Source organism: Bremerella volcania, from assembly GCF_007748115.1.
GTDB classification, from domain to species: Bacteria; Planctomycetota; Planctomycetia; order Pirellulales; family Pirellulaceae; genus Bremerella; species Bremerella volcania.
Window position 1 is genome coordinate 5,433,549 of record NZ_CP036289.1, and the last position, 20,365, is coordinate 5,453,913.

At 57.8% G+C, this 20,365-nt stretch carries 14 protein-coding genes; 4 read left to right on the plus strand and 10 right to left on the minus strand.

All coding sequences use genetic code 11. The features are described 5' to 3' along the window. Positions 1-7 precede the first annotated feature (7 nt). Together Pan97_RS21640 and Pan97_RS21645 are read right to left on the minus strand one after the other, a co-directional pair. A complete protein-coding gene (locus tag Pan97_RS21640) occupies positions 8-1,690 on the minus strand; it encodes a S41 family peptidase (RefSeq protein WP_144976255.1) in 1,683 nt (560 codons plus the stop codon). Between the two features lie 458 nt (positions 1,691-2,148). Further along, positions 2,149-3,984: a GntP family permease gene (locus tag Pan97_RS21645; RefSeq protein WP_196782177.1), complete on the minus strand. Its 1,836-nt coding sequence runs from the start codon at positions 3,982-3,984 to the stop codon at positions 2,149-2,151. Between the two features lie 170 nt (positions 3,985-4,154). Here Pan97_RS21645 and Pan97_RS21650 point away from each other — a divergent pair, with 170 nt between their 5' ends. After that, positions 4,155-4,901, plus strand: a complete 747-nt coding sequence (locus tag Pan97_RS21650) for an SIR2 family NAD-dependent protein deacylase (RefSeq protein ID WP_144976257.1) — start codon at positions 4,155-4,157, stop codon at positions 4,899-4,901. A gap of 707 nt (positions 4,902-5,608) precedes the next feature. Next, entirely contained in the window at positions 5,609-6,226 is a 618-nt protein-coding gene (locus Pan97_RS21655; protein ID WP_144976259.1) for a hypothetical protein, read from the plus strand. A 398-nt stretch (positions 6,227-6,624) separates the two neighbouring features. On the opposite strand, the gene Pan97_RS21660 is transcribed toward Pan97_RS21655, so the two are convergent. Then, entirely contained in the window at positions 6,625-7,374 is a 750-nt protein-coding gene (locus Pan97_RS21660; protein ID WP_144976261.1) for a sugar phosphate isomerase/epimerase family protein, read from the minus strand. Between the two features lie 264 nt (positions 7,375-7,638). On the opposite strand from Pan97_RS21660, the gene sppA reads away from it, so the two are divergent. Further along, positions 7,639-8,709 (plus strand): signal peptide peptidase SppA, encoded by a 1,071-nt coding sequence (sppA, locus tag Pan97_RS21665; protein WP_196782178.1) that lies wholly within the window; start codon positions 7,639-7,641, stop codon positions 8,707-8,709. A gap of 63 nt (positions 8,710-8,772) precedes the next feature. Here the strand turns inward: sppA and Pan97_RS21670 are convergent, their stop codons facing one another. From Pan97_RS21670 to tkt, 7 genes are all read right to left on the minus strand, one after another. Continuing rightward, positions 8,773-10,278 (minus strand): SLC13 family permease, encoded by a 1,506-nt coding sequence (locus tag Pan97_RS21670; protein WP_144976263.1) that lies wholly within the window; start codon positions 10,276-10,278, stop codon positions 8,773-8,775. 19 nt (positions 10,279-10,297) lie between these two features. Further along, positions 10,298-10,948, minus strand: coding sequence for a tetratricopeptide repeat protein (locus tag Pan97_RS21675; RefSeq protein WP_144976264.1), 651 nt, complete (start codon positions 10,946-10,948; stop codon positions 10,298-10,300). A 107-nt stretch (positions 10,949-11,055) separates the two neighbouring features. Next, on the minus strand, positions 11,056-12,966 hold the full coding sequence (locus tag Pan97_RS21680) for a TrkH family potassium uptake protein (protein WP_196782179.1): 1,911 nt from the start codon (positions 12,964-12,966) through the stop codon (positions 11,056-11,058). A gap of 61 nt (positions 12,967-13,027) precedes the next feature. Continuing rightward, the gene (gene trkA / locus Pan97_RS21685; RefSeq protein WP_144976266.1) at positions 13,028-14,365 is read right to left on the minus strand and encodes a Trk system potassium transporter TrkA; all 1,338 of its coding nucleotides are present in this window, start codon (positions 14,363-14,365) and stop codon (positions 13,028-13,030) included. 12 nt (positions 14,366-14,377) lie between these two features. Further along, entirely contained in the window at positions 14,378-14,755 is a 378-nt protein-coding gene (locus Pan97_RS21690) for a (2Fe-2S) ferredoxin domain-containing protein (protein WP_144976268.1), read from the minus strand. 368 nt (positions 14,756-15,123) lie between these two features. Continuing rightward, positions 15,124-17,460 carry a coiled-coil domain-containing protein gene (locus tag Pan97_RS21695; RefSeq protein WP_144976270.1) on the minus strand — a complete coding sequence of 779 codons (2,337 nt, stop codon included), beginning with the start codon at positions 17,458-17,460 and terminating at the stop codon, positions 15,124-15,126. A gap of 299 nt (positions 17,461-17,759) precedes the next feature. After that, positions 17,760-19,790: a transketolase gene (tkt, locus tag Pan97_RS21700; protein WP_144976272.1), complete on the minus strand. Its 2,031-nt coding sequence runs from the start codon at positions 19,788-19,790 to the stop codon at positions 17,760-17,762. Between the two features lie 342 nt (positions 19,791-20,132). Here tkt and Pan97_RS21705 point away from each other — a divergent pair, with 342 nt between their 5' ends. Next, entirely contained in the window at positions 20,133-20,354 is a 222-nt protein-coding gene (locus Pan97_RS21705; protein ID WP_144976274.1) for a SlyX family protein, read from the plus strand. Positions 20,355-20,365: the final 11 nt, after the last annotated feature.

Genomic DNA, 20,365 nt, shown 5'->3' on the forward strand with positions numbered 1-20,365 from the left:
AATCGCGTTATCGCTGATCTTGCGTGCGGGTCGACAGACCAGGCACGCCCAGCAGTTGTTTGGCAGCGACCAGGCCAGCATCCATTACCGGATCGGCCTGCGAAGTAGCCTGTTCGACGGCGGCTTTCACTTCGGAAAGATCCGGCTTGCCAGCGACGCGAACGTTCACGTCCGGCACCACCCCGTTTCGGCTGATCGCTCGTCCGCTGGGGGAGAAGAACTTGGCGGTGGTCAGGCGAAGCCCCGTTCCGGCGGTTGCCAGCGGGAAGATCCCCTGCACCGAGCCTTTGCCGTAGCTACGCTGTCCGACGACCGTTCCGCGACGATGATCACGAATCGCACCGGCGAAGATTTCACTGGCACTGGCCGAGTTCGAGTCGATCAGCACGACCAGCGGGACTCGCCAGGTACCTGGCATGTGAGCGGTATAGTCGAAGTCTTCGCGAGCGTTGCGGCCGCGGGTCGAGACGATGGTCCCTTGCTCGACGAACAAGTCGACCATGTCGACAGCCGCCGTCAGCAAACCGCCTGGGTTCCCGCGAAGGTCGATTACCAGGGCCCGCATCCCATCGCGATGCAGTTTCCACATGGCCTGGCTCAGATCGGCCGGGGTGTTCTTCTGAAAGCTGGTGATCTTCAGGTAGCCGATCTTCGACTCGTCATCGATGATGTGAACGTTGTCGACGCTCGGCACTTCGACGCGATCGCGACGCACCATCATGTCGCGGGCTGGCTGGTTCGGGCTGACCACGGTGACGCGGACGCTTGAACCGATCGGGCCTTTGAGCATGTCAGCGGCTTTGTCGGTCGAAATCACTTCGGTCAGGTGACCGTCGACGGCAATGATGCGATCGCCCGAGCGGATGCCTGCCTGGTGGGCTGGACTGCCGTCGATGGCATGCACGATCAACAGATTGCCTGAGTCGGCCTTCAGTTCGACGCCCAGACCGACGAAGTTCCCTTCGATCTGCGAGTAGACTTCGGTCAGCTGATCTTGGGTAAGGAAGCTGGTATAAGGATCGAGCGAAGCAGCCGTTCCGCAGGCGAATTCGAGGATCGTGGCGGTCGGCTTCACGCCCAGGTTTTGCCACATCAGTTCGGCGGCGTAGTTGGCCGTTTCGACCGCTTGCTGCGGCGAACTGACGTTCTGCCAGTTGACGTTCTCGTTCAACAGGCGGCGAACTTGTTCGATGCGATTGCGATCGGCGTCCTTCAGGTTCTTCTTATGGAAGACCTCTTCTTTCAGAGCCACGTCCAGTTGCTTCACGCCTTCGCGGCTGACGTCGCTCCAGCGGGGCGAGTCGACGTAGCTGGCCTGAACCTTACGCAGCACCTCGTCATACAGTCGCAGCGCGTCGTCGCGCGACATCGTATCGATCGAGCGAACAAAGCTTTGATCGGTGTAACGGCGGCCAACGTCGTAGTGCAGTCGTGCGAGGTTCGCTTTTCGCTGCACGCTGGAATCAAAGCCGTGCAGGCGCAGGGCATCTTCGTAGAAGGTCAACGCTTCACCCCAACGGCCTTGGCGTTCGAGCTGTTCGCCATTGGCGATGACTTCGCGAACGGCGGTCTCGTCAATGCGAGCTTCGTCGGGAATCCGGATCTGACCGTAGACAGTCGCCGGAACCAAAGAGAGCAGGGCGATCAGGAGAGCAATCGCCAACTTGGTTGATTTATGTACTGTGTGCATGATCCGTCGCAGCGTCCAGTGTCCAACGTCACCAGCGACGACGCGATATGAATCAGCCCCAAGAAGAACTTGGCAAGGGCTGATAGCGGGTCGAAGTACCGGCAACTGGGGGGGAGTAAATCTCGTGAAGGACGGGCCATCATTTCGACCCAGTCCACTATAGATCACGAAAATGCCCTGGTCAAAAAATCGACGACTCTTTTTGGCGGGATATTTTCCCTAGAAACGCTACAGCCTGACTCCCGGGTTCCGGTCGATCGGGTTGAGCCTAATTTCGAGTTTTGCGTCGATCGCGCTTCCTGGCGCTGCGGTACTTCCTGAACCGATCCTGCAAATGGGCTTCCTATCGCACTGTATTGTATGCAGGAGGCCCTCAAAAGGTTCGTTTCCGGGCAAAAAACGCCTGAAAATGGCCTGAAATGCCAGCATTGATGGCGGAATCAAACCGTCTCGGCAAACTATGCCAGCGGCAGAACGATGGCCATTAGCACCGCCATGGCAAAGCTGGTGGCTCCCAGCACCATCAATAGCGGCGTCCATGTCTTGAGCGCTTCGACCTCGGTTAAACCGCTCATCTTGGCGAAGATCCAGAACCCGCTGTCGTTCATCCACGAACCAAACAGCGACCCAGCCCCGATGCTGGCCGCCAGGTAGACCGGGTGAAAACCGAGCACCTCGGGATTGGCCAGGCTCACCAGCATCCCGCTCGAGGTGATCATCGCGACGGTGCTCGAGCCTTGAGCGATCTTCAGGACCGAAGCAATCCCAAAGCCGAGAAACAGAATCATCAGCTTGGCCGAAGCGGCGTCCGACCCGACCGGGAACATGTTCTGAATCGCGTCCCCCACGTTCGCGACCGTCAGCATCGCACCGAACGCCCCACCCGCCGCCGTGATCAAGATGATCAAACCGCCACTCATCAGCGAGACCTCGACCGACGTGGCCAACTCTTTCAGCGACAACGACCGCTGTACGGCCAACGTCCACATGGCAATGACGGCCGAGATCAACAAGGCGAAGTTCGGATCCCCCAACATCGACGTCACGTTGGCCGCTTCTCGCGTCCGGGTCTCCCACGCGTACGGCTTCAGCACGTCCGAGTCGTAGGCCGACTGCAGCACTTCGCGGTTCATCCGCTCGGCGGTCACCGGCGCCATGCGGGCCGGGTTCGCACCTGCCAGTGACATGGCCGTGCTGGAAAGCTTCATCCCCAGAAACGCATCCCGGTTCTTGGGAAAACTTTTGTCCAGTAGCAAGTAGCGATTCAAACCTGCGCGAAGTTCGTTTTGTTCTTCACCATTCAGGTCGCCCGTTTGCAGAAGCAACTCGACAATGCGTGCACGTTCGGCATCACTTCCGTCGCCGCGAATGGTAGCGAGGACATGCTTGCCGAAGTTGGTCTCGGCGTCGGCCGCTTCGTCGTTTTGAATACGGCTACGAAACGCGCTCCAGTCGGCAATATCCCCTTCGCGAAGCTGAGCGGCACGTTCCGCGTCGGCCATCGTGGTGAGCACTGTATTGGTCGAGATCAAAATCACCGGCAACAAAACCGGGGCCAGCGAAATCCACAGCGAAGGCAGCTTGTCGTCGGGAATCGCTTCCGGTTCTGGCTCGCTCCCCAAAGGACGCATCGGCAGCGGCATCAAGCGGTTCATGAAAGACGAAAACCACAGCCCCGCGCACGCAGCCGGAAAAGCGATCATCGCCCCGATCAAGATCATCAGCCCCTTATCGACATTCAACTGATCGGCCACGACCAGCGGGCCAGGCGTCGGCGGCACGAGCGTATGCGTGATACAACCGCCCGTTGCAATGGCCATCACATACAGCAAGTAGTTCTTCTGCGTCTTGCGAAACATCGACCGCCCCAGCGGCACGAGCAAGTAGAAGACCGTATCGAAAAACACCGGCACGGCCAGCACGAAACCACTTCCCATCAATGCGATCGGCGAACGTTTCTCACCAAAGACCGACATAAATGCCCGAACCACGCGGTCCGCGGCGCCACTATCCAACATGCACTTGCCGATGATCGCCGCCAAGGCAATCACAATGCCCACGCCACCAGCCGTTCCGCCGAATGCCGAAGCAACTCGCGAGAACTTATCCTGGATCGCACCACCGGCCATCAAGCTGACAACCATGGCCGCGGTGATCAGGGCCAAAAAAGCATTGGCCCGCATAAAAATGATCAGGCCAAGCACGGTTGCCATGCCGACGAACAAGCAAAGCAGCGAATACTGATCAGGCGTGATGGTGGATTGAGCGAAAAGAGAGATATCTAGCGGAATCATTCCGGGGATCTCGACTAGCTGGGGCAGGGCAGGGGAGTCGTACGAAAAGCTTTCTTTTCTTCAAGAAAGATTTCGTTGAAGATGCCATAACTCTATGGCAATTACAAGACTTCCCCCACCGATCGACGGTACGATGAGCCAATTGAATCCACTTTTTTGGGGAAACACGCATGTCTTCCGATATCGAGCTGACCGCCAACTGGCTTCGCCGCGCGAAATCTGCCGTCGTGTTCACCGGCGCCGGAATCAGCACCGAGAGTGGCATCCCTGACTTTCGTTCCCCTGGGGGCGTCTGGTCGAAGTACCGCACCGTCTACTTCGACGAGTTCTGCCGATCGGCCCAGGCACGTCACGAATACTGGACGCAGAAGATCGAAGCGCACGTCGCGTTCGCAGCCGCCGATCCGAACATCGGCCATCAAACGATCGCCAAGTGGGAAGAGCAGGGGAGAATCCGCGGCGTGATCACGCAGAACATCGACGGCCTGCATCAAATCGCTGGCAGCCAGAATGTGCTTGAACTGCACGGCACCGCGCGGGAAGTGACCTGCCTGGACTGCGACTGGCGATCACCGGTCGATCCTTTCGTCACGCAGTTTCGTGAAACGAACGAAGTGCCCTTGTGCCCGGAGTGTGGCGATGGCCGCTTGAAACACGCGACGGTCTCGTTCGGCCAGGTCCTGCCAGAGTTGACGCTCAATCGCGCGCTCCGGTGGTGCCAGGAAGCCGACCTGGTCATCACGGTGGGCTCGTCCCTGGTCGTCTACCCAGCCGCAGGCCTGCCTGAAGCAGGCAAACGCAACGGCGCGAAACTGGTCATCATCAACCGCGACGAAACGGGCCTCGACACGATCGCCGATATGCTAATCCCCGGAAGCTGCGGCGAAGCCCTAACCGCCATCGACGCCGCTATTTAAATTCCACTCCCCTGGCCCCTCCGGGAAAAGGCCAGGGTGAAGGGCAAACCGGGTACCAACTTCTCGAATGCAAAAAGAGAAGACCAACCACGGATGGCACGGATGAACACGGATCGGAACGCTTGAGAACGGGTGCCACTGCCGCCCCCGGCAGTGCGAAGTTGGTACTTGGCCTCGATTCATTCCCATCCGCGTCATCCGTGGTCAAAAAAATTTTTCCCGCGCGCACTATCTCACTGAAGCGCTAGTCCTCTAAATTGCACGTACACCCGACGAAGCAATCACGCTTCCCGGGTGCCAAGCCCGCGTTCGCGTGGGCCTGCCGTTTCAGCCCCAACGGGGCGACAGAGAATAGCCAGGGGCGTCAGCCCCTGGTAGGTGACCAGAAAAAAACAAGCCCTGAAAGGGCGACAGAACCTATGTGTCATTCATGATTCTGTCGCCCCGTTGGGGCTCACCATTCGTCGTGCATCCAGGACCAGGGGCTCACGCCCCTGGCTATTATCTGCCGCCCCGTTGGGGCTCGGAGGGATTCACGTCCATAGCTTTATTTTTGAATCCCAACACCTTCAACACACTCAAACGTCTTGTCCCATCAACACGCACCACAACCTGAAACACACGGAGCGAACGCATCAGCGCACGCTCCGCAGGTTGCCGTGCGCGAGGGGAATCGACTGCTCTGCCCTTGCTGCGGAGAGGTGTTGATGATCTTGCAGGAAGAGCCGGCCAACGAGTCGCAGCCCAAGAAATTCTGGCCGCCGAAGATGGCTCCTCCGAAGCGAACGCCGCGGCCGCAATCGGCCACGCTCAACGAAATCATCCGCCGGCAAGAGGCCCAGGAGGAAGCCGCGTTTCAGGCTGCGATGGCGAAGGACGTTCCTAGCAAGGACCCGCCTGTCGAAGCGTTCGACCCCGATCGACCGCACTACCGGGCCGACAGCATCGTGGTCGAAATCGATCCGGAAATCAACGCGTACGAGTTCCCCGAAATCGATCCTCCCCTGGTGCCCAATGGCTTAACGCCCAAACGTTCGCGGAGTGACTCAGGCGAATACCGCGTGCCCCGCGAACGCGACGCAGTGACGCGTTACGAGGAACGAAAACGGTACCGACTGCGGCAGCCGCTGCGCGAGCCGCTCACGTACGAAGCCGCACGATTGTACGCGTGGATGTTCTACCGGATGAAAAAGCTCAACCTGCAGTTGATCGAGGAGATCACCGCGAAGCAGGCCGAGATCGACGCGTTAGAAGAAGAACTCAACGCACCGGTGAAAGAGGCTTCGAGCGAAGAGCAACCGCAAGCGAAACGCCGCCCCAAGTAATCTCCCGAGCCGAAGCCAAGAAGATCATCACGCCCACACGACGCAAACGCGTGCTTCGTGCGATCGAAAAGCGTGTCCACGCGGACATGGCGTCTGAGATGGAAACACAGCAAGTCGAAACGGCTAACGAACGCGGGCCGCCGTGATTCCAGTCCCCTCTCCCTCGCAGGGAGAGGGCTAGGGTGAGGGTTTGTTGAACGACCTTTACCTAAGACCGCCAGTCAAGAGTTCCGAGCCTATCGCGAACATAGGCCGCGCATGCGCTTTCATACCGGCGGGGATAACCCCTCACCCTGACCCTCTCCCCTCGGGGGAGAGGGGACATGAATGTATGCGCTGGTTTGAACTGGTTTCTTCGATTGCCGCTTTGGGGTAAGAGATGCTGCCGTGATTCGTGCTTACAGCAAGCTTTCCAACAAAAGGCGGATTTTTCGCATTTCGGCCATTTGATCGGTGTCCGGGAGCGGGGGCATGTGGACCGTGAGGGCTCGTTTGTAGCCGATTTGTTCCAGCTGTTGAATCAGGCGGCCGTATTCTACTTCGCCTTGGCCGACGCGGACGTGCATGGCATCTTTGCTGGTATCGCGCAGGTAGACGTGGCGGACGTACTTGAGAACTTTGTCGTAGCTCTTGGCTCCGTCTTCGCGGCAGATGAAGTGACTCGGATCGAGCGTGATGCCAAGGCCTTTCACATTGTCGCACAGCACTTGAATCGTATCGCAGTCCTGCGAGAGACAACCCACGTGCGTGTGCATGCTGGTGACGATCCCTTCGGTGGCGGAAATCGCGACCAATTCGCGGAGGTGCTCGACTTCTTCGTTGAAGGGGGTACCGAACTCGCCGCTGGGGACGGTGATCGAAGCGACTTTGACCGCTTTGGCCAACTTGCAGATCGCCTCGTACTCGGTGTAGCGATCGTTGCCTTGGGCGGTGGATAGCAAGCGAAAGTTCGAAATCACCAGCCGCTGAGTGTCGTGACAGATGTCGATCGCGCGCTGCAGATTGTTAAGCACATCGGAGGGGCGCAGATGTTCGCTGTTTTCATCCAGCGTCATATCGACGGCGCTGAACTCTAAATCGACCAGCTTTTCCATGCAATCACGCAGGGGTAACTCGGGAAAACACTCGGTCGACGCGGAAACGAACACGGCTCGACTCCTTCACTTGCCTGGGGATGTTCAGGTAGGGATAAACGCAGATCTGCTACAATCCGGCGTAGCTTACCGGGATTAGGGGCAATTTGACAACACCAGACTCCCAACCTGCCCCCAATTTGCCTCATTTGCCGGGAGATTTGCCCCCTCAAATTGCCCCAGTTTCAGCGGAACGTAGAATATCAGTGCCTGTCGTCCCCCTTTGGCGCAGGCCTTCGAAGATCGATTCCTCATTCAGCAAGGCAGGACCTGCGAAATATGGCTAATCAAGATTCCTCGGACATGGTCCAACCGATTCCCAACCAACCTCAACCGATCATCATCCAGAACAACCACTCCGGCAGCATCTTATGGCGGATTCTGGCAGCGATTGGCTGGCTGGGACTGTTCTTCTGCGTGCCGATCATTCTCGGGATGATGATCAGTTCGGCCAGCTACTACAACACGACCGAAGGGGTATCGGAAAAGTACTTCGCAGGCAGCAAGACCGCCAGCGACAAGATCGCCGTGATCAACGTCACCGGCGTCATCATGGAAGGCCAAAGCTACGTCCGCAAACAGATCGACCTGGTGCGGGAAGACAAAGACGTGAAAGCGGTCGTCGTTCGCGTCGACTCGCCCGGCGGCACGGTGACCGGTTCCGACTATATCCTGCATCACCTGAAGAAGCTCAAAGAAGAACGCGACATTCCGCTGGTCGTCAGCATGGGCGCGATGGCGACCTCAGGCGGCTACTACGTGGCGATGGCGGTCGAAGACGAAGAAGACTCGATCTACGCCGAACCGACCACCACCACCGGTTCGATCGGCGTGATCATTCCTCACTACAACGTTTCCGGCTTGATGGAAGAGTACCACATCGAGGACGACTCGATCATGAGCCACCCTCGTAAGCAGATGCTGACGATGACCCGCGAGATGCCGGAAGAACATCGGGAGATCCTGCAGGAATACGTGAACCAGGCGTTCACGCGTTTCAAAGACATCGTCAAGGAAGGTCGCCCGGCGTTTGAGAAGGATCCTGAAAAACTCGACGTCCTGGCGACCGGCGAAATCTTTACCGCCAACCAGGCCCTGGCCAACGGGCTGGTCGACAAGATCGGTTTCATCGAAGAAGCGATCGACCGTGCCGCCGAACTGGCCGACATCGACTCGAAGAAGACTCGCGTGGTCACCTATGAAGAACCGGTCGCCCTGTTCGACCTGGGTCTCGCCCAGAACCAGGCCCTGAGCTTCGATAAGATGCTGGAGATGTCCGCTCCCAAGGCGTACTACATGTCGAGCTATCTGCCGCCGCTGGTGAGTTCGTTTCCTTTCGGCTCGCGCTAACACTCAGCCAGCGGAAATCAACGTAAGGAGGACCACCAGTCGGTCTTCCTTCCTGGCACGCAATCAGATGAGCATCCGACCGAGCACCAGGACGGTGATCGAGACGAGGATGATCGAGAGGATGTTCAGCACGATCCCGGCCTTGATCATGCTGGTGATCGGCACTCGACCGGAACCGTAAACGATCGCGTTGGGGGGCGTGGCAACCGGCATCATGAACGCGCAGCTGGCCGCCAGGGTTGCCGGAACCAACAAGAGCAGCGGTGGAACGCCCAGTTCCTCCGAGGCACTCCCGAGCACTGGGTTGAACGTCTGAACGCTGGCTAGATTCGAGGTGAACTCAGTCAGCCATACCATTCCGGTTGCGGTGACGATCACCATCGCCGACTCCGACATCTGACTCATCACGTTAGCCATGTGCGAGCCGAGGTAGAGATCGAACTTCGAGGCATTCACGGCCTGGGCCAGGGCAATGCCGCCGCCGAAAAGCAGCAGCACGCCCCACGGCACTTTGACCGTCGTTCCCCAGTCGAGCAGGGGACCTTGTTCTTTGCCTCCGCGAGGAATAACGAAGCAGAGGATCGCCATTGCCATGGCCGTGGTGGCGTCGCTGACGAACGTGTCTCCACTTTCGTCGACGAAAAAAACACCCCAGCCCCACCCTTCGACCGGCTCTCGCAAGATCCACAGCAAAGCCGTCGCGAAGAAGATGATGCCGGATCGCCACTCGGCCGCGTGAATGGGGCCGAGCTTGCGCAGTTCATCCGCGATCACTCCTCTTCCGCCCAGTGAGTCGGAGCTTTGCACCGGAAACAGCATGTAAGCCAGAACGCCCCAGGTGATCAGCATGAATACCAGCGAGAAGGGGAGGGCCATCAGCATCCAGGACAGGAACGAAACCTGCGGCAAGTCAGGATAGTTTTGGGCGTAAAAGGAAGAGAACGCGATGTTCGGCGGCGTGCCGACCAGCGTTGCCACGCCGCCAATACTTGCGGCATAGGCAATGCCCAGCATCAACCCGATCCCCAGATTCCGCCGGGCCGCCGGATCGGTCAGGCGCATATCCGCCACCGCCAGAATACTTCCCGCGATCGGCAGCATGAGCAGCGTGGTGGCTGTGTTCGAGATCCACATCGACATGAGCCCGGTCGCCACCATGAACCCCAGCAATAGCTTCGCCGGGTTGTCCCCCATCACGTAAACAATGGAAAGGGCCACGCGGCGATGAAGCCCCGAACGTTCGATCGCCAGCGCTACCAGAAAGCCGCCGAGAAACAGGAACACGTTTTGATCTCCGTAGCTCGCCGCCACGTCTTTGACCGACTGAATCCCCAAGAGGGGAAACAGCACCAGCGGCAAGAGCGACGTCGCGGCCAGCGGGGCGGCTTCGGTTAACCACCAGACACCCATCCAGATGAATGCCCCAGCGATCGCATTCAATTGCGGCTGCTGAGGATCGAGGTAATAGCCCATGCCCGGCGACAACCACAGAGTGAGCGCAAATGCTGGCCCCAGCCACAAACCGATCCTGGCTGCCAAGGTCGGCATTGGCGCGATATCATCCGTCAAGGGAGGTCCTTTTTGCAGACTAGAAGTTGCCTGTGATCTCGACGCGCATTTGACCGCGATTGTCTTCGTTGTTCACGTCGTGCATCTTAAGCAGCAGACGCCCCGAGTAAGGAACGTTCATTTGCTTTTGGGTACCAATGGTGAAAGGGACCGTATCTTTATCAGGCGTGGCCGATTTGGCAACAACCCCGATCAGCGATCCGAGCTTGTAATCTCGGATTTCTCGGGGTATCTCCAATCCATTGGCGTCACTTTCGTGAACCAACAACCACATGCCCTCGGCGCGAAAAGCGATCGGGCTGCCTTCGGTGACGTCGATGCCGGTGTCTTGCCAGCCATCTTTCGCTTCGACGACGACGAGCTTTTTGTTGGCGTGCGAGAGTTCGCCGTTGATCACTTTCAGCTTTTCCACAGCTGGTTTGTAATTGGGTACCAGCTTCAGAACTTCGCCAAAAACGATGCGTGCCTTTTCCCAATCTTTCTTGCGAGCATACTCATCACCAAGCTTCTCGGCCTTGGTGACGAACTCGCGATGGATTTCCACCAGGCGCGGATCCGAGGGAAGCTCGAGCGGCTCTTCCTTGGGCTTCTGCATGGGACGACGCTGGGCGAAGGCATCGGTCGGGCAAAGACCTATGGCCACGAACAACAAAAAGAGGGCAAGTCGCATTGGGGGAATCCTCGAGAGAAGCGCGCTACGGGCAAGACACTATTTAAATTCTAGCTTGGGACGCTTGCAAGTCATTGGCCGAGATGCCCAATTTTGGCAGCCAATTTTTATCGCGAACGCCAAAACCTGGGCATAAACAGCACCAGAACCGCAAAGATTTCCAACCGCCCGATCATCATCAACGCGGTAAACAGCAGCTTCGTCCACCAGGTGAAATTAGCGTAGTTCTGCGTGGCCCCAATGATCCCAAGCCCCGGGCCGACATTATTGAGCGTCGCCGCGACGGCCGTCGCGCTGTCAATCAGCTTGTGTTCGATGTGCTCTTCCGAAGCACCCCAGGTCGAATCGGGTTCCAAGGTCACCACCGATAACCAACCAAACACAAATAGCACCAGGATCAGCGAGAAGTAAATCAAAATGTTGTTTTGCAGTTCCGGGTCGTCCACCGGTTTGCCGCCCAGCCGCAGCGGACGCACGACGGTTGGATGGTACGACTTCTCGAGTTGTAGAAAGAGAATCTTGTGGAACAAGATATGGCGAATCACTTTCAAACCGCCGCCGGTACTACCGGCACAGCCACCGACGAACATCAACAAAAAGAGCACGCCGCGACCGAAGCTATTCCATTGATCGAAGTCATGCGTCCCATAACCGGTCGTCGTGATGATCGAGACCACCTGAAACAATCCGTAACGCAGGGCATAGAGGAACTCGTTGAGAAGCGAGGTCTCGGGATCGACGATGAAGTCATCGTAAAACATGCCGAAGGTCATCACGGCAATCGTGACGCCGACGATGATTCCCATGTAGTACCGCCACTCGATGTCCTCGATCAAGCGAAACGCCTGACCGATCATCATGAAATAGAGCAGCGTGAAGTTGGTCCCCGCCAACACCATAAAGACGATCACCACGTATTCGATCCACGCCCCGCTCACCGGATCGGCCTGCACGAAATGTCCGAGGCTGGCGTTGTAGGTGCTGAAGCCGCCGGTGGCAAGCGTTCCGAACGCATGGCACACCGCGTCGAAGAAGTTCATCCCCAACAGCCACAACAACAAGGTCAACACGAGGTTCAATCCGCAATACAGCCCCGCAAACATCCATGCCGTATGCTGCATCCGCGAGTGCGACCCTTCCTTGCTGGGGCCAGGCATCTCGTTTCGCATCAGCGCCTTACCGGCCGAGCCTTGACCAAGGATCACCACGAAGAGCACGATGATCCCCAAGCCGCCGAGAAAGTGCGTACTGCTTCGCCAGAACAAAATGCAATGCGGAATGCTGACCGGGTCTTCCAGGTCGGCAATCACCGTCGCTCCGGTCGTGCTGAAGCCTGACTGCGACTCGAAGATGGCGTCGGCGATGTTCATCGAAACGGGGCGGATTCGATAGTGGTCGCGGCGATCCATCGGCGCGTCTTCGTCCTCGTCCGGTTCGATCAGCGCACCACGCCAATGCGGTAGTTCGCGCAGTTCGTCAAACACCTGGTCGAAGGGACGCGTCGGGGCTTCTCCCTTGGTCAGCAATTTGACTTTCGCGTCGTACTGCTCGGCCAGTTTCTGTTTCGAAAGTCCCCGGGCTCCCGCGGCGACTAGCGATTGCACGAGGGCGTACTGGTCTTCGGAAAGAGGGGATACCACGTCGTGAAAAACCTGCGGAGCATGCTCGTGAGAGTTGAACAGCCGCACCGAGAGCTTGTTGCACGAGCCGGACAAGATGTACGGCATCGCGCCCAAAATGGTAGCAATCAACCAACTGAGCCCCACGACCGCCATCGCTTCGCGGCGGTAGAGTTCCCCCTTCGACTTGCGTCCGATGCGCCAGAGCACGGCCCAGCAGATGATGCTGAGCAATATCGAATAGACGAGCCCCAGAAACCCGTGCGTTTCAAACTGCTGGAAGTTCTCGTCCGTACGATGTCCAATCGCAGGCCAGGCCCACGGCAGGCTGAAGACCATCGTCACCCCAATGATCAGGCAGACGATCGACAGAAGTCGGCACACCAGGCGGTAATTCATGTTGCTGCTAGTAAGGTGATGCCAGGGCTAATACGTTGACGGGAAAGACTATTCTCGACGTTTATTCTTCGAACAACTTGACGACCGCATCGAGCGTCGACTCTTCCACGAGCACGACCACCGTATCGCCAGGGGTCAAACGATCGTCCGCCGAGGCGACACGCACGTAGTCGGAACTCATGATCGCCGCGATCAAACAGTGCGGCGGCAGTTTGAGGTTCGCAATCACGTGCTCGGTCGCCACGACGCCCGGCATGACTTCGAACTCGACGATCGCGATGCCGCCCCCAGGCAAGTTCTTCTTGGAAATGATCGGCCCGCTGTTGAGCAAACCCAGCACTTGCCGAGCGACCACGTTTCGCGGACTCACGGCCAGGTTGATGCCTAACTTCTCGACCACGTTGGCGTAGTCAGGCCGCTGGACGATGGCCATGCATTCCTTGGCACCGATTTCACGTGCCTCGACACAGGCCATGATATTGTTTTCGTCATCGCCGGTACACGCCACAAAGACGTCCATATTTCCGACGCGTTCTTCCTCCAAGATCGCGCGACGCGTGGCATCGGCGTGAACCACCGTCGTGTATTCAAGCAAGCGGGAAAGAAACTCGCAGCGTTCCATGTTCTCTTCCATGAGGGTGACATGGTACCGCTGGCCTTCCAGCATGCGAGCCAAGGCCAGGCCCGTTTCGCCCCCACCGGCGATCACCACCGATCGAACGGGCGCCGCTTTGACCTGGAACTTTGACTTGACCGAGTCGATTTCCTCGCGTGTTCCGATCAGCGTGATATGGTCACCTATTTCAATCGAGTTGCCTGCACCGGCGATCCACGTCTTGCCTTGCCGCTGAATCGTTCCAACGCGCACCCCTTTGGGCAGCTTCACTTCCTTGAGCGCCTTGCCGGTGGCTGGTGCCGGGTCGTCGCAAATGATTTCCTGCACTTCCAATTCGCCGCGGGCGAAGTTCTCGAGCACGGCACTGCCTGGCGAGCGAACCGCGCGGACGAACACGACCGCCGAAAGATGCTCGAGACTCAGAAAGCGATCGATTCGAAAGTGCCGCTGGTAGTCGAACGTGCTGAGGTCACGAAAGACGCGGCCGTAAACGCGAGCAACGCATCGCCGGGCACCCATGGCCTTGGCCATGCTGGCCGCCACGATGTTTACTTCGTCGTCGCCGGTCACGGCCAGGCACAGATCGCAGCCGATGATCCCGGCTTGAAACAGGATGGCCGATTCCGATGCGGAACCATGGATCGCGCGGATGTCAAGTTCCGCGTTGATGATACGCACCGTATCGACGTTCGATTCGACGACCGTCACGCTATGGTTATTGCGACAAAGCAAGTCGGCAATCCACGTACCGACCGTTCCCGCACCCAGAATTACGATTCGCATGAATGATCGCCTCTAGCTTGAAGGGGAGGGTGCGGAGGACTCGGTTTCCGTTTGCTTGGCCACCTTGCCACATCTCAGTCTTTCGCTGGGAATCTGCAAATCTTCTAAAACCTTTCCTGCGAGAATGGTTTCATGAATGATTCGTTCGGCGTCTCCCTCGGTCACTCCGCCGTACCAAATGGCCTGGGGATAGATCACCACGACCTGACCGTCATCGCATTGGTCGAGACAACCCGAGTCGTTGGCACGTACCTGAGCTTTCAGCCCCAGGCGTTTGATCTCTTTCTTCAGGGCTGCCCGCAGCTTGGCGGAATCGTGCTTCCCGTCGCGTAGATGCTTGGGGGGCTTGCACTTGTTACAGACAAAAATGTGATGCGTAAACTTTGACATACCGCTCGAGGTGAAAACACTCGGAAGTCGTTTCCCAAGAGAAACAACGGAAAGCTTACCATCCTACGATTTCAGAGCGTGGTTACTAGCCCATTTCGGGTATCTCTCGCCGCTCTTGTCCCCTCTCCTTTGAAGGGAGAGGGTTAGGGTGAGGGATTTATCGCCGTACATTGGCAGGCAGGAACGGCTCGTCTTTCCATAACAACCAGCGGTAAGGTTGGCCTTGTGTTACTTGCTCGAAAGAAGCCCCCTCACCCTAACCCTCTCCCCCGAGGACGGGGGCGAGGGGACAGGATGCGTCTCGCGCATATTGATTTTGAAAGAGCTTCCGCGTTCGCCAAGCGAGGGGCGGCCTGCTGGAGAGCTCGTTACGTGTCCCCTTCTTTCAGGCCTAATCGCGATAGCCAATTTCCCTTAGACTGTTTCTCATTGCCCGGTTTTACCGGAGCTGCCTTGGACAGCTTGGCCTTTTCAGACTCCAGCTGTGAGATCTTTTCTTCCAGCTCGGCCCGGTCGCGCGCGATCTTGGCTCGTTCGACTGAAATATCGACTTCGGCCTTCCGCAGCTTTTCTTTCCACTGTTCTTGTAGCGTCTTCAGATTCTCGCGTTCCTGAGCGATCAATTCGTCCTGGTCCAGCATCTGAGCGATCGCGTTGGCCCCGTGGGCGACGCCTGCATCGTTGTTGCTCGATTCGAGTTGTTCGAGCTGCTCACGAAGTTCTTCGATTTCACGCTGCTTGGCCTGAACCGCCATATGACCTTTGTCGATGGCCTCTTGAATCGAAAGCTTCTCGGCGACTTCGTCTTCGTCATCATCGCCGTAGTCGGCTTCCAACTGAGCCAGCATCCGCCGCTTGGTGGCTTCCCAATCGCTGCCCGAATCGTCGACGGCCGCTCCGCCTGACTTCTTCGCGTTCTCGAGATCCTTGGCGAGCTTCGCGTTTTCTTTCTTAAGGTCTTTCAAGTCGTCCAAGGTTAGCTTCAGGCGACTTTCCAGCGACTGCACGCGTTCATCATCCGGCAGTCCGCCAGACTCGATCTGATGCTTGAGATCGCTGATCTTTTCCAAAAGCGAGTCGCGTTCCTGGCGAAGCTTCGTGAAGGCCTCGTCATCGGCACCGCCACCTCCTTCGGTCTTGAGCGCTTCATTCGCTTCGCGAAGCTTGGCGGTTTCTTCCTGAAGCGACTCGACCTGACGCCGCAAGCTGCTGACTTGTTCGCGGCTTTGTTCGTGATCGGCACGAGCTTGCGACAAGGCAACCTGCGAGGCGGCCAACTGGCTTTCCAGTTCTCCCTGGGCGTCGTCGATCTGCTTCTTCAGCGACTGGTTCTCGGCTCGCAGTTGCTCTTGCGAATCGCTCAGCTGGCCATGCTCCGACTGTCGCTTTTCGAGCTTTTCCGCCAGCTCGTCACGCTCGTGCTTGAGGTGCTCCAGCTCTTGTTCGAGTTGGGACAAGGCTTCGTGCGACTCGTTTGAGTTTTCAAGTTGGCCGCGTGCCTGATCGAGTTCACCGCGTGCTTGTTCCAGCTCGCTGCGAGCCTGATCGCGCTGCCCTTCGATCGACTTGAGCTGCTCTTCCAGGGATGCCAACTGCTGCTCTTTGGCATCCAGTGATGCTTTGAATTCGGCCTGCTGCGCTTCCAGCTGGCTGTTGTCGGTCGCGGCGGCGTTGAGCGTCTCGATTTGTCCTTCGAGCTGCTTGACCTGCTCAGCAAGGTTTTGCCGCTCTGTTTCCAGACCATTGACCGACGACTGTGCGTCCTGCAATTGCGTTTGCAGTTGGGCGATTTGTTGCCCTTGTTCCGAGTCGCTTTCCGAGAGCCGGGCATTGGCTTCGTCGCGCTGCTGCTGGGCAAGTTGCAGCTTGCCCGCCAGTTCGTCGGCCCGCATCTTCTCTTCTTGCAGGCGTCCTTCCAGCTCGGCATTTTGCGAGCGGATCGAACTCAGATCCTGATCGAGTTGCGACTTCTGAGTCACCGCGGCGTCGAGCTGGTTCTGCAGTTGCTCGGAACGGTTCTGCTCGTTGGTGAGTTCAGTTTCCAGTTCCGAAAAGCTATCGCTGGCTGCCTGCGACTCTTGACGGAGGTCTTCCAGTTCCTTACGGACGCTGTCACGCTCCTGCGATATTTGAGCGAGTTGCTTTTCGAGTTCCGAGACGCGGGCGTTGAGCTGGTTTTGAATCTCTTGGGCGGCCTGGCCGTTCTGCTGTGCGGCCTGAAGATTCTGAAGTGCTTCGCTATGCTTGGCCTGTTGATCGAGAATATCTTGTTGCAGCGAAGCTTTGGCTTCGTTGGCGGCGCGAAGCTCGGACTGAAGTCGATCGCGTACCGATACCAGTTCGTTGCGCTGGGCGTCCCATGCCTGTTGATTCCCTTTTTGCTCTTCAAAGCGGCGTAGCTCGACCTCAAACGCTTCTTTCTCGGCGTGCAGCGCATCGATGGAAGCAGCCAGTTCGGACGACTGGTTTTCGAGTTGCGCGGTGGAAGCCTCAATTTCCGAGGTGCGGCTGTTGAGTTGGCCTTCTCTCTCGACGAGCCCTTGCGAGATCTGCTTCAATTGCTGCGAGATGCTCTGCTCGATTTCACTAATCCCTTGGCGATGCCGCTCCAGGAATTCGCGCGCACGCTCCCGCTGCAAGGAGGCTTTGCTCGCAATCTCTTCCAAGTTCGCGATTTCGTGAGGGTGAGAATTTACGCCGTCCATGTCCTAATCGATTTCATAAAATGAGACGTGTCCACAACTTCTTGCGTTTCTCATGGCGCTCCACGCTGCTGCCAATCTTATGCACTGCTGCCAATCGGTTGCGCGGAACGGCCTACTGTTCTATAGGTTAGTACGAGCGATGGGTCAAAAGCCTGAGGCAGTCTGCGGCAAAGTGCAGTCCCTCGGCACTCACAAGCATGTGTTCTTTGCGGGACGTACCGATTATGTGGGCGCATGAAAAAAGCCTCCTCCGCAACCAGAGGGGGCTTCTTCATGGGTGGTTTCCGATGCAATGACGACTACTTGCCGATCGACTTCTTCGCCGCTTCGACCACGTGATCGGTCGTGATGCCGAAGTAAGGGAACAGCTCTTCGGCCGGAGCACTGGCACCGAAGCTCTTCATGCCGACAAACTCGCCCTGGAAGCCCAGGAGGCGGTCCCAGCACTGGCGAACCCCTGCTTCAACGGCAACGCGAGCAGACACTTCGCATGGCATGACCGACTTCTGGTACTGGGCGTCTTGCTCGTAGAACAATTCCAGACAAGGAACGCTGATCGCACGGGCCTTCACCCCTTCGGCGGTCAGCTTTTCGTAGGCTTCGACGACCAGCGACAGCTCGCTACCGGTACCCATCAGCAAGACTTCCGGCGTGCCTTCGCAATCGGCGATAATGTAGGCACCCTTGGCCGAACCACTGGGGCAAGCGTACTTTTCGCGATCCAAGGTCGGCAGATTCTGACGGGTCAGCACGAGCACCGAAGGACGATCGGTGAGCTGCATGGCGGCCTTATAGCACTCGCCCACTTCGTTGGAATCGCCCGGACGGAAGACGGCGAGGTTCGGAATCGCGCGAATGGCCGACAGGTGCTCGACCGGTTGGTGGGTGGGACCGTCTTCACCGACGCCAATCGAGTCGTGGGTGAAGATGTACATAACCGGAGCACTCATGATCGCCGACAGGCGGAGCGACGGACGCAGATAGTCGCTGAAGACGAAGAAGGTCGAGACGTACGGACGAAGACCGCTGAGGGCCATGCCGTTGCCGATCGCGGCCATCGCGTGTTCGCGAATGCCGAAGTGGAAGTTGCGACCGCAGTAGGTACCGGCCTCGAAGTCGCCTGCACCTTCAAAGGTCAGACCGGTCTTGGTGGAAGGCTCCAAGTCAGCCGAACCACCCAACAGACCAGGCACCTTGGCAGCGATGGCGTTCAAGACCTTACCGCTGGAAGCACGGGTGGCAACGCCCTTGGCATCGGCCGGGAAGCTAGGAATGTCGGCGTCCCAACCGGCAGGCAGTTCGCCGGAGATGATCGACGACCAGGTGGCAGCCTTTTCGGCGTTTTCTTTGCGGAACTTGGCCAGGTCAGCGTCCCACTTGGCCTTCGCTTCGGCGCCGCGAGCACCCAGGTTGGCGCTGAAGTCTTCGTACACTTCCGTCGGGACTTCAAACTTGTCGTAGGTCCAGCCGTAGAATTCCTTGGTGGCAGCGATTTCGTCTTCGCCCAGCGGAGCGCCGTGAGCACCATGCGTGTTGGCTTTGTTCGGGGCACCCCAGGCGATGATGCTGTGCACGACGATCAAGGTCGGCTTGTCGGTCGTCTTCTTGAATTCCGCGAAGGCGTTGTCGAGTGCGGCCAGATCGTTGGCATCTTCGATGTCGATCACGTGCCAGCCCAGTGCGCGGAACTTGCCAGGAATGTCTTCGCTGAACGCGAGTTCGGTGTCCCCTTCGATCGTGATCTTGTTGTCGTCGTAAACCCAGCACAGGTTCGACAGCTTCAAGTGGCCTGCGATCGAAGCCGCCTCCGAAGAGATCCCTTCCATCAGGTCGCCGTCGCTGCACAGTGCGTAGGTGTTGAAACCGAACATTTCGCCAAACCGGGCAGCGTACCACTTGCCGGCAATCGCCATGCCGACGCTGTTCGAGATGCCTTGCCCCAGCGGACCGGTGGTCGTCTCGATACCGGCGGCTTCGTGAACTTCCGGGTGGCCGGCACATGGGCTGTGCAGCTGACGGAAGTTGCGGATGTCGTCCAGGGTGATCGAAGGTTCGCTGGCGCCGTCGGCCTTCTTCACGCCGGCAACGTGCAGCGTGCTGTAAAGCAGCATCGAAGCATGCCCGCACGAAAGAACGAATCGATCGCGAGCAGGCCAGCTGGGGTTGGCCGGATCGTACTTGAGGTGCTTGTTCCACAGCGTGTAGGTGACCGGTGCCAAGGCCATCGCCGTGCCAGGGTGTCCACTGTTGGCTTGCTGAACGGCATCCATAGACAAGGTACGGATGGCGTTGATCGACAATTGCTCAATACTGGTCGTGGAGGTAGACATATTTCGTTCGAGACTCTCTAGCCAACATAGAAACGGAAGTCGCAGATAACCAAGAGACACCGCAGGCACTCTGGGAACGCTTGTGGGTAAGCGAGAATTGCCCTAGTGATCCCGCTGCGACACGGACACATAAGTCAAGCATTTTAAATCCAAAATCACGCGGAAGTCAACGCAACGGTCGCCGCCCTATGGGTTTGCGTATCGAAGCGGTGCCCTACCAAACTGCGCTAGAATCGATTTGAATGAAGTTATGGAGAAACGCCAGCCCAAAAACAGGACTCGAAGGTCCCTAAAAGGGAGTTAAAGACGGAAATCTTCCCCCATCTCGAAAGTAAGCCTGGAATGCCAGAAGAAAACGTTGTCGAAAGAATTACAACACTTGAAGAAAAACATGCCCACCAAGAGCGGATCATTGCGGACCTGAACGAGGTCATCCTGGATCAACAGAAGCGAATCTCTCGCCTGGAGGCACTTGTGCGTCAGGCCGATGACCGGATCGAACGATTGAGTGTTGCGATTGATCAGCCGAGATCAGCCGCGGACGAACGTCCACCGCACTATTAATCTAAGAAGTC